At 73.7% G+C, this 9661-nt stretch carries 10 protein-coding genes; 5 read left to right on the top strand and 5 right to left on the bottom strand.

All coding sequences use genetic code 11. The features are described 5' to 3' along the window. Together KS423_RS28830 and KS423_RS28825 are read left to right on the top strand one after the other, a co-directional pair. A partial coding sequence (locus KS423_RS28830; RefSeq protein WP_308020261.1) for a carboxyl transferase domain-containing protein occupies positions 1–694 on the top strand: 694 nt, incomplete at its 5' end. Between the two features lie 440 nt (positions 695–1134). Then, on the top strand, positions 1135–1509 hold the full coding sequence (locus KS423_RS28825; protein ID WP_224282704.1) for a transglycosylase SLT domain-containing protein: 375 nt from the start codon (positions 1135–1137) through the stop codon (positions 1507–1509). A gap of 205 nt (positions 1510–1714) precedes the next feature. On the opposite strand, the gene KS423_RS28820 is transcribed toward KS423_RS28825, so the two are convergent. Beyond that, entirely contained in the window at positions 1715–2173 is a 459-nt protein-coding gene (locus KS423_RS28820) for an HD domain-containing protein (RefSeq protein WP_224282703.1), read from the bottom strand. Between the two features lie 212 nt (positions 2174–2385). On the opposite strand from KS423_RS28820, the gene KS423_RS28815 reads away from it, so the two are divergent. After that, positions 2386–3312, top strand: coding sequence for an AEC family transporter (locus KS423_RS28815; protein WP_224282702.1), 927 nt, complete (start codon positions 2386–2388; stop codon positions 3310–3312). Positions 3313–3368: 56 nt separating this feature from the next. On the opposite strand, the gene KS423_RS28810 is transcribed toward KS423_RS28815, so the two are convergent. After that, the gene (locus KS423_RS28810) at positions 3369–3803 is read right to left on the bottom strand and encodes a MarR family winged helix-turn-helix transcriptional regulator (RefSeq protein ID WP_224282705.1); all 435 of its coding nucleotides are present in this window, start codon (positions 3801–3803) and stop codon (positions 3369–3371) included. Between the two features lie 153 nt (positions 3804–3956). Between KS423_RS28810 and KS423_RS28805 the strand changes: the two genes are divergently transcribed. Then, entirely contained in the window at positions 3957–4826 is an 870-nt protein-coding gene (locus KS423_RS28805) for an alpha/beta fold hydrolase (RefSeq protein WP_224282701.1), read from the top strand. 718 nt (positions 4827–5544) lie between these two features. Here the strand turns inward: KS423_RS28805 and KS423_RS28800 are convergent. After that, positions 5545–5808, bottom strand: a complete 264-nt coding sequence (locus KS423_RS28800) for a dsRBD fold-containing protein (protein WP_224282700.1) — start codon at positions 5806–5808, stop codon at positions 5545–5547. Between the two features lie 268 nt (positions 5809–6076). Between KS423_RS28800 and KS423_RS28795 the strand changes: the two genes are divergently transcribed. Next, positions 6077–7051, top strand: coding sequence for a DMT family transporter (locus KS423_RS28795; protein ID WP_224282699.1), 975 nt, complete (start codon positions 6077–6079; stop codon positions 7049–7051). Positions 7052–7318: 267 nt separating this feature from the next. On the opposite strand, the gene KS423_RS28790 is transcribed toward KS423_RS28795, so the two are convergent. Together KS423_RS28790 and KS423_RS28785 are read right to left on the bottom strand one after the other, a co-directional pair. After that, positions 7319–8644, bottom strand: a complete 1326-nt coding sequence (locus KS423_RS28790) for an MFS transporter (RefSeq protein WP_224282698.1) — start codon at positions 8642–8644, stop codon at positions 7319–7321. Beyond that, positions 8641–9255, bottom strand: coding sequence for a transcriptional regulator (locus KS423_RS28785; protein ID WP_224282697.1), 615 nt, complete (start codon positions 9253–9255; stop codon positions 8641–8643). Before KS423_RS28785 ends, KS423_RS28790 begins: the two co-directional genes overlap by 4 nt. Between the last annotated feature and the right edge of the window lie 406 nt (positions 9256–9661).

Raw genomic sequence — 9661 nt, 5'->3', positions numbered from 1 at the left:
CGGCGCACTGGTCCGGGCCCTGGCCGTGCTGGGCGGGCGGCCCGTGGTGGTCGTCGGCCAGCAGCGGCAGGCCCCCGAGCACGAGCGTCCCTTCACCGCCGCCGACCTGCGGGCCGTACGGCGCACCGCGCGCCTGGCCGAGCAGCTCGGGCTGCCGCTGGTCACCGTGGTGGACACGGCCGGCGCCGAGCTCTCCGCCCAGGCCGAGCTGGACGGCATCGCGGTGGAGATCGCGCACTGCCTGACCACCCTGCTCGCGCTGCGCACGCCCGTCCTGGCCGTGCTGCTCGGCCAGGGCTCGGGCGGCGGGGCGCTCGCGCTGCTCCCGGCGGACCGGGTGATCGCCGCCGAGCACGCCTGGCTGGCGCCGCTGCCGCCGGAGGGCGCCTCGGCGATCGTCCACCGGGACGGTGCGCACGCCGCCGAGCTGGCCCGTTCCCAGGGAATCGGGGCGCACCACCTGGCCGAGGTCGGGCTGGTCGACGAGGTGGTCCCGGAGCAGCCGGACGCCGCCGAGGAACCGGAGGCCTTCTGTACCCGGCTCGGGCACGCGGTCGGTGCGGCGCTCGGCGCCCTGGCGGCGGCCACCGAAGCGGACCGACTCGCCGACCGGGCCGTCCGGCACCGGCGGCTGGGTGACCTGCGCCGGCCGTCCACCGCGACGGTGTGGCGCCGGTCTCAGATGCGGGGTTGATCGTCTGTACCCACCGTGGTTCGGCCGGTCCCGGCGCGTGACGCCCGCCGAACCGAAACGGTGAGTGCGCTCACAGCTGTTCAAGGCCCACGACGGCCGATAGTAGACGCCCCGGTACGACCGACCGGCCCCCGAGAACCCCGCGTTCGCCCAGCTCAGCGTCGGTCGACGCGTCCCGCACGAGCCGGCCCGTCGAATCCACGGCGGGCTCTTGCGTACGACCGCGGGTCGTAATGAGGGGGTCTTGGCGACGGCCCATCCGGTCTGCCAACAATGGCTTCCATCGCCAGCCGCACCGGCACCTGTCCCGCCGGTGAGTGGCTCACTGCCGAATCACGCCCCGCGACCGCCCGGCCCCTGTCCGACCGCGGTCCGAGGCGGGGTGTGACCGGCCCAACCCGATTGAGGTCTTCTCCTTCATGCCCGCTTTCAAGCTCCGTATGCGTACCTCCGCCGCCGTCCTCGCCGGCACCGCCGGTCTGACCGCCCTGGGCGCGGGTGTGCTGCCCGCCACCGCGAACGCCGCCACCCTCTCCCCGAAGGCCATCGCCGCCCAGATCGTCCCGGCCAACCAGCTGGCGTCCTTCAACCAGATCATCTCCCACGAGTCCAGCTGGAACGTGACCGCGGTTAACCCGAGCTCGGGCGCGTACGGCCTGGCCCAGGCACTGCCGGGCTCCAAGATGGCCTCTGCGGGTGCGGACTGGAGGACCAACCCGACCACCCAGATCAAGTGGGCGCTGGACTACATGAACACCCGCTACGGCAGCCCGAACGCCGCCTGGGCCTTCTGGCAGACCCACCACTGGTACTAAGCCGGCCATCGGCTCACCGCCTCCTCCCGTCACCTGACCACTCCCCCTCACCCCGGGGGTCGGACAGGGACCACCGGGGTGCCCGGCAGGGCCCGGACCCGCGCGACCCGCGTGGTCCGGGCCCTGTCGTGGTTCTCCGGCCGGCACCGCTCGCGGCTTCCCGGCGGGCACGGCTCGTGGTTCTCCGGCCGGCACCGCTCGTGGACTACGGCTCGCCGGTGAGCCCGAGCAGCTCACGCATCCGCGCGTACTTGGCGGCCAGCCGCTCGGCTGTCGCCGGATCCAGCGTGGCGAGGCGGGCCGGATCGGAGTTGTGCGCCAAGTCCGCGCGCTTGACCAGCAGCGCGCCCGGCGTGGCCAGGATGCGCGCGGTGTACTCCTCGACCGGCTCGTCCGGGCGCCGGGTGAGCGCGTCCACGATCGCCTTGGTCTCCTCCGGCAGCGCGGCCCCGGCCAGCCACTCCCGGCTCAACCGGTCGTCCTCGACGGTGTCGTGCAGCCAGCCCGCCGCGATCTGCGCCGCGCTGCCGCCGCGCGCCGCCGTCCCCCGGGCAACCGCCGCGATGTGCTCGCCGTACGGGTGGCCGTTCTTGTCCACCTGTCCCTGGTGGGCCCGGCGCGCGATCGCCTCCACCTCGGACAGGCTCAGGTACTGGTCCTCCATCGGCTCATCGTAGGCCCGGGCGGTCGGGCCCGCTCCGGGCGGTCGGTCCGGGTGGCGTGCCCGCGACAGGCCCGTTGATCGCCTCGCCGGCGACCCCTGGTTTACTGCCCCGGGGGTTCACGGGCTTCGGGGGGTCACGCGCTCGGGAGTCGACGCCCCCGACGGGAGACCCCGTCGCACCCGGCAGATCCGTCCGAGCGATCCGAGGCACCATGCCAGCCCTCCACCCCCTGCTGTCCGCCTTCGCGCCGATCTGGGCGCTCACCGGCGCCGGCTACGTCGTCGGCCGCACCGGGCTGCTCGGGCCGCAGGCCGAGACGGTGCTCAACCGGTTCGTCTTCCACGTGGCGATGCCCGCCGCGCTGTTCCTGATGATCGCCCGCACCCCGCTGGACCGCTTCGCCAACACCTCGATGCTCGCCTTCACGGCCGGCACCGTGGTCGCGATCGGCCTCGGGCTGCTCGCCGGGCGGTTGTTGTTCCACCGCAAGCCCGGCGAACTGGCCGTCGGCGCGATGGCCTCCGGCTACGTCAACTCGGCCAACCTCGGCATCCCGGTGACCGTGCAGGTCCTGGGCGACGCCTCCTTCGTGGCACCCGTGGTGCTGTTCCAGATCCTGGTGGTCACCCCCGCCGTCCTGGTCGTCCTGGACGGCGGCGCGGCCGGCCGCCGGGCGCTGCTCACCCTGCCCGTCCGCAACCCGATCCTGCTGGCCACCGCACTGGGCGCCATCGCCTCGGCGACCGGTGTGCACCTGCCTGCCGAGCTGAATCGTTCCTGCGAACTGCTCGGCGGCGCCGGCGTCCCGACCGCGCTGATCGCCCTCGGCATCTCACTGCACAACCGACCGCCGGCGGACGGCCGTCCGCGCCGCACCGAGGTCGGGCTGACCGTCGCGCTCAAGACCCTGGTCCAACCGCTGGTCGCACTCGCCGTGGCCGGACCGCTGCTCCACCTGCCCGCGCACCAACTCCTCACCGTGGTGCTGTTCTCCGCGCTGCCCACCGCCCAGAACGTGTACACCTACGCCCGCGAGTACCAGCAGGGCACCGCCCTCGCCCGGGACGCGGTGCTCTGGTCGACGCTGGTGTCGATGGCCACGCTGTCGGTGATCAGCTGGACCCTCGGGCCCGCGTAGCCCGCGTAGCCCGCGTAGCCCGCGTAGCCCGCGTAGCCCGTTTCGTTTCCCGGTGGTCACTGCTTCCTGGCGCCCGCCACCACCCCGGTCATGGCCGCCAGGAAACGCCGGGCCGTCTCCAGCTCGCCCGGCTCGAACTGCCGCATGGCCGCGACCAGGTCGCCGATCAGCCCGCCGAAGAAGCCCTCCCCCAGCTCCATCGCCCGCTCCTCCACCAGCAGTCGCACCCGGCGCCGGTCCTGCGGGTCCCGCTCGCGCCGGATCAGGCCGAGCCGCTCCAGCCGGTCCACCAGACCGGTGGTGCCCGCCGAGTTCAGCCCCAGCGCCTCGCCGAGTCGGCCCGGGGTGACCACCTCCCCGCCCCTGGCCGCGTCCAGCAGGTGGATCAGCGCCCGCAGATCGGTCGGGTGCAGGCCGTTGCGGGCTGCGAACTCGGCGCCGAACAGGTCGAGTTCGACCGTCAGACCACGCAGCAGATGGATCAGCCGCATCGGCTCGACAACCTCGGACACCCTGTCGTCCTTCCTCGGATAGGGCATGTGCCCTATTCTCTCGCTCAGCGAGATACTTGTTCAACGTCATACGCGTTCATCGAGTGGTTCAGCCGACTCGGCCGCCATCACACCACACCCGCGGAGGTTCTCATGTCCGCCCGCACCACCCCCTTCCTCGCCGCCTACGACGCCCTGCTCGCCCGCTGGCCCGTCCCGGTCGAGGCGCTCACCGTCCGCACCGTCCACGGCACCACCCGCATCAACGCCTGCGGCCCCGCCGACGGCCGCCCGCTCGTCCTGCTCCACGGCGGCGGCGCCACCTCCACCATGTGGTTCGCCAACGCCGGCGCCTGGGCCGAGGCCGGACACCGCGTCCTCGCCGTCGACCTCATCGGCGACCCCGGCCGCAGCGTCCACGACGGTGCCGCCCTCGACGGCGTCCCCGGCCTGCTCGACTGGCTGGACGCCGTCCTCGACGGGCTCGGCGTCGCGCAGGCCGACTTCTGCGGCCACTCGTACGGCGGCTGGATCGCCCTGGAGTACGCCCTGCACGCCCCCGCCCGGGTCGGCCGGCTCGCCCTGCTCGACCCCACCCAGTGCTTCGCCGGTTTCCGCCCCGGCTACCTGCTGCGCGCCCTCCCCCTCTTCCTCCCCCACCGCACCCCGGCCCGCGCCCGCTCCTACCTCGACTGGGAAACCGGCAGCACCCCCCGACTCGACCCCGCCTGGCGCGAGCTGTACGCCCTCGGCTACACCGACTTCCCCGCCTCCCGCGTCGTCACCGGCCCCCGTCCCTCTCCCGAGCGCCTCCGCACCCTCACCACCCCCGTCCTCACCCTCCTCGCAGCCCACAGCCGCACCCACGACCCCCTCCACATCGCCCGAGTCGCCCGCCACACCCTCCCCGCAGCAGAAGTCGCCGTCCTCCCGGGCGCCTCCCACCACAACCTCCCCATGGCCGCCGCCCGGGAACTCAACCCCCGCCTCACCGCCTTCCTCGCCCTCACCCGCCACCCCTGACCACGCCTCCCCCACCCGCCAGCACGAGAAGTCAGCCCGCCCGACTTCCACGTCCCACCCCACCGGCCCCACAGGGAGAGGACACGCCGTACATCCCCACCCGGGACGCCCACGCCGTCGGCTCCTGCAATCAGCCGGACCTGCCGCACCAGCGACAGGCCCGCGCCGCCACATGCGCAGCAACCAGCACCGCACTGCGCACGAGAAGTCAGCCCGATCCGACTCATCACCCGACAGGATTTGACGACACATCGGCGAGACCGACTTCCTGCGGGCAAGAGCCGACCGGGTGGCAGGATGCGGGGCGCTGTTCCGGAGGGAACGGGCAGTTCCTCGAAACCGACAGGGGCGTACGGCCACGCCATGGACCGACCACAGCTACCCGGCCCCCTCGGGGCCACTGCTCAGGAGCCAGGGCTTCTGGAGCAGACCCGGAGTGGAGGCGGAGCGAAGGTCCGGTTCGGGTCGACCTCACGGACGGTCTTCGCGCAGCGCCTCCTCTCGGGCTGGACCGAGGAGGAACGCACCACCGTGAACGCCGCCGCCCATCAGTGCCACGTCGAGCGAGGGGCCGCCCGCCTGCCCGAACCCTTTCGCTGCCTGGGAGGAGCGGCTCCGCTCGGCGGCGCAGCGGCCCTATCGCGACAACCCTCCCGCACGAGGTTCCCCGCCCGGTAGCCGTGCGCGGCCACCGGGGCCGACGGCGTCACCGGTGGACTCAGTAGATCAGGTAGCCGGGGCGGTGCCCTTCGTCGTCGATCTCCCCGGTGGCCTGGGTCCGCAGTTTGCGGGACAGTTCCTCCAGGGCCCGGGAGGCCGCGACCTCCTCGCCGATCCTGGCGAGCGGACGGTCGTCCGCGCTCTTCACGGACTCACCGTGCGCGCTCAGGCCGGGCGCCCTCGCGCCGGTCAGCCTGGCCTCACACGCCGTGTGCACGCCGTCTTCCTCGAAGCTCAGTTCCACGTCCCATTGGTTGTGCATGCCACACCTCCTGGCAGCGGCCCCCGTCGCGCCTGTCCGGACCGGCACGGACGGTGACCCGTGGCGGCCGCTCACACCAGCGTGCGCCTGCCCCGCCGATGGCGGCAAGCGCTGTCGGAAGGCCCCGGTGCCCGCCACGCCGCGCGCGTGTCGTGCGATCGGCTCGGGTACCGGCCCGGCGGTACGCTGACGGGAGCGCCCGCGACGGCCGACCCACCTCTCGGACCCGTCGGCGCGGCACGGGCAGCGACAATCTGGTGGTCCCTCCGTGGCGGTCTTCCTCCTCGCTCTCAGTGCGGCCTGCTGTCTGGGGCTCGGCTTCGTCCTCCAGCAGCACGCGGCGCAGCAAGCCCCGCGTTCCGATCTGCTGCGCTGGCGGCTGCTGCTGGACCTGATGCGGATGCCGCAGTGGCTTCTCGGCACCGGGTTCATGGTCAGCGGGCTGATCCTCTCGGCGCTCGCGCTCAACCAGGGCGAGGTGTCGCTGGTCGAGCCGCTGCTGGCCACCAATCTGATCTTCGCCATGGCGCTGGCCCGGGTGCTGACCCGTCAGACGCTGGGCCGCTCCGGCTGGGCCGGGGTGCTGCTGCTGGCCCTCGGGGTGACGGCCTTCATCGTGGCCGGACAGCCGACCGGCGGCGGGCCACCCGCCGGGGAGCTGCGGCACTGGCTGGTGGTCGGCACCGTGGTCGGGCTGGTCCTGCTGCTGGTCTCGCTGGCCCGGCGGCTGCCGCTGTTCGAGGAGGCAACCCTGCTGGCGCTCGCCGCCGGACTGCTCTACGGCCTCCAGGACGCGCTGACCCGGACCACCACCCTGCGCCTCGACCACGACGGCCTGACGGCGGTGCTGCGCAGCTGGCAGCCGTACGCGGTGGTGGTGGCGGGCGTGGTCGGGCTGCTGCTGGTGCAGAGCGCCTTCGAGGCCGCGCCGCTGCGGATGTCCCTGCCGGCGCTGACCGCCGCCCAGCCGGTGGCCGGGATCGCCTGCGCGGTGGGCTTCCTCGGCGACCGACTGCGGGTGACCCCGGGGGCGCTGGCCTGGCAGGCGGCCGGGCTGCTGGCGATCGTGATCGGAGTGATCGTGATCGGCCGCCACCCGGCGATGCCCGGGACCGTGCGCGACACCCTGGAGAGCATCGGGGCGTTGCCGGAGGACGAACCGGGGAAGAAGTCCGAGGACGTGCCGGGGGACAGGCCGACCGGCGGGTCCGAGGAGAACGGCCGCCCCGGGAGCACCGGTTAGGCCCCGATGTGCCGGAGCGCACAGCCGGGTGCCGTGGCCGGTGGGCTGGTCGCGGTCGGCGGGGTGGCATGCTCCGCCGTCTCGGTCCCCTCACCGGCGCGGGCGCCGTCATCTGCGCCCTGCTCTGGCACCTCGCCTTCGTCTCCACCTGGGTGCGCCCTCGCCGCCCTGACCGGCCTGCTGCTGCCCAACTGGTCGGGCGACGGGCCGGCGGGCGGGCCTGCCCCGGCCGCCCGTCAGACCTGTTGGTCGGCCCCGAGGAGCGGCTTACGCGCTGTGCGCCGGTTCCGGTTCGACGGCCGTGCTGTCCGCTCGGGTCTCGCTCCCCCGGCGACGGTCCATCTCGCGCCACTCGGGGCGCAGCCCGGCCAGGGTCGTGGTCGCGAAGTACAGGACTCCGCCCACGATCAGGCTGGGTATCAGTCCGACCAGGGCGACCGCGGCGCCGGCGACCAGCCCGCCGAGCGGGATGCCGGCCCAGGCCAGGGAGTCGCCGAGGGCGTGGACACGGCCCAGCAGGTGGCGGGGCACCCGCTCGAAGAGCACCGCTCCGATGATCGGGTTGAGGAAGCCGGAGCCGAAGCCGCTGATCGCGACGACCGTGAGCACCAGCCACATCGGCGCGCCGAGGGCGAGCACCAGGAAGCGGGGCGCGCCGCACAGCAGGAAGCCGGTGAAGAAGACCGTCCGGCGGGGCAGCCGGGAGGCGACGGCCGCCGCGATCAGGCTGCCGACGACCGCGGTGGCACCCATGACGGCGGCGAGCAGGCCGATGGCGGCCGGTCCGTTGCCGGACTCCCGTGCCCAGACCGGGACGAGAACGGTGACGAACCCGGCGTCGATCAGGTTGGTGATGCCGATCATCACGATCACGGTGAGCAGCAGCGGCTCCGATCGCAGGAAGGTGAAGCCCTCACGGAACATCCGCCAGTAGCCCGCGGGCGGCTCCTGCTCGGACGGATCGGTGGCCGCGGCGGGCACGGCCGAGCGCCCCATGCCGCGCGGGAGCGCGATCGCGATGATCAGCGACCCGAGCGCGAAGGTGCCCGCGTTGATCGCCAGGCCGGCCAGCGGGCCGATCAGGGCGACCAGCCCGCCGCCGACCGCCGGGCCGACGGTGGAGGCCAACCGCTCAGTGACGCCCGACAGCCCGGTGGCGCGTTCCATCGGCACCTGGGCGCGGTCGGCGGCCTCCGGGACCATGACGGACTTGGCCAAGTCCCCCGGGCCGCGCATCGCCCCGATCACCGCGACCATCACCAGCAGCACCCAGAACGGGAGCAGCCCCTGCGCGTGCAGCAGCGGGACCAGCCCGGCCGCGACGGCGCTGACCGCGTCCGTCGTCCAGGACACCACGCGCGGCCCGAGCCGGTCCACTAACGGCCCGGTCAGCGCCTTGACCGCCACGTACGGCGCCATCTCGGCGAACGCGACCAGGCCCGTCATGGTGGCACTGCCGGTGGTGGCCAGGACGAACCAGGGCAGGGCGATGGCCGAGACGCGTGTGCCGGTCAGGGAGACGGCCGTGGCGGTCAGTACCCCGGCCAGCGGCCGGAAGCTGCACCCGGACGGGGCGACGACGGTGGTGGTCATGCGGTTTCCCCCTCGCTCGTGGTGGTCGCGTCCGGCAGGACGTGGACGACGACGGAGACCTGCTCGGTGCCCTCCGGGGCGGGCCCGCCGTGGTCGATCCGCCGGTAGCGCCGGATCACCTCGAACAGCTCGCCGGTCAGCTGCTCGGCCTCGGCGGGCGTGAGCTGCAGTCCCTGGTCGCTGAGGTCCGTCACCCGGCGCCAGTCGCGCGGCATGGTCTCGAAGGCGTCCAGCGTGCGCTGGGCCACCAGGGTGTGCGCGGCCAGGACGGACCGCAGGAACCCGGCGGCCGTCTCGGGCTCCTCGTCCGCCATGTCGTCCCCCGTCCAGACGGTCATCCGGTGGGCCGAACGCCACCACCGCTCACGGGCGTTGCCGCGTTCCTCGTCCTCCTCGACGAAGCCCGCGGCGGCGAGCTGGCGCAGGTGGTAGCTGGTGGCTCCGGAGTTCAGCCCCAGCTGCGCGGCGAGCCTCGTCGCCGTGGACGGGCCGTGCTTGCGCAGCAGTCCGACCAACTGCATGCGAACGGGGTGCGCCATCGCCCTCATGTTCTTGGCGGTGATGGCGATGTGCGGGTCGTCGCTGTGCTTCCAGCCGCGTTCTTCGGTCATGGCAGGAGACTAGAACCCCAAAGAGTTCTTTGCAAAGGGTTTTTGCGAAGAACTCTTTGGGGTTGCTCGTCATGGAGGAGCCCGCCATGGCGGAGCCCGCCGCTCCCGGCCCCGCCGGTCGGCGGGTGTCCGACCGGCCGCTCGGCGGGGCTCCCGGAACGGACCGCGACCCGGAGCGGGATTGTCACCCGGGCGGCCGAGGCGCAGGCTGGCAGGAAGGGCCCGGAAGGCGGCCCACCCCGTTCGGCTGCGGATTCGATGACGGCCGCCGGGGAGCACGAGGGGCAGGTCGATGGCACGCGGGAGGCTCTGGGGCTACGTCGCGTCGGGGGCCCGGGCGCTCGGCGCGTTCGGCGGCACCGTCGGCGCGAGCAGCACGGGCGGCCCCGGCCGCCGGGGCGGGTCC

Origin of the sequence: Streptomyces sp. LS1784 (assembly GCF_020103755.1) — a bacterium.
GTDB lineage: Bacteria > Actinomycetota > Actinomycetes > Streptomycetales > Streptomycetaceae > Kitasatospora.
This window is presented reverse-complemented; position numbering and strand designations above follow the sequence as displayed.

Coding starts and splice junctions, on each gene's coding strand:
- KS423_RS28825 (WP_224282704.1), top strand. CDS start 1,135: ATGCGTACCTCCGCCGCCGTCCTCGCCGGCACCGCCGGTCTGACCGCC.
- KS423_RS28820 (WP_224282703.1), bottom strand. CDS start 2,173: ATGGAGGACCAGTACCTGAGCCTGTCCGAGGTGGAGGCGATCGCGCGC.
- KS423_RS28815 (WP_224282702.1), top strand. CDS start 2,386: ATGCCAGCCCTCCACCCCCTGCTGTCCGCCTTCGCGCCGATCTGGGCG.
- KS423_RS28810 (WP_224282705.1), bottom strand. CDS start 3,803: ATGCGGCTGATCCATCTGCTGCGTGGTCTGACGGTCGAACTCGACCTG.
- KS423_RS28805 (WP_224282701.1), top strand. CDS start 3,957: ATGTCCGCCCGCACCACCCCCTTCCTCGCCGCCTACGACGCCCTGCTC.
- KS423_RS28800 (WP_224282700.1), bottom strand. CDS start 5,808: ATGCACAACCAATGGGACGTGGAACTGAGCTTCGAGGAAGACGGCGTG.
- KS423_RS28790 (WP_224282698.1), bottom strand. CDS start 8,644: ATGACCACCACCGTCGTCGCCCCGTCCGGGTGCAGCTTCCGGCCGCTG.
- KS423_RS28785 (WP_224282697.1), bottom strand. CDS start 9,255: ATGACCGAAGAACGCGGCTGGAAGCACAGCGACGACCCGCACATCGCC.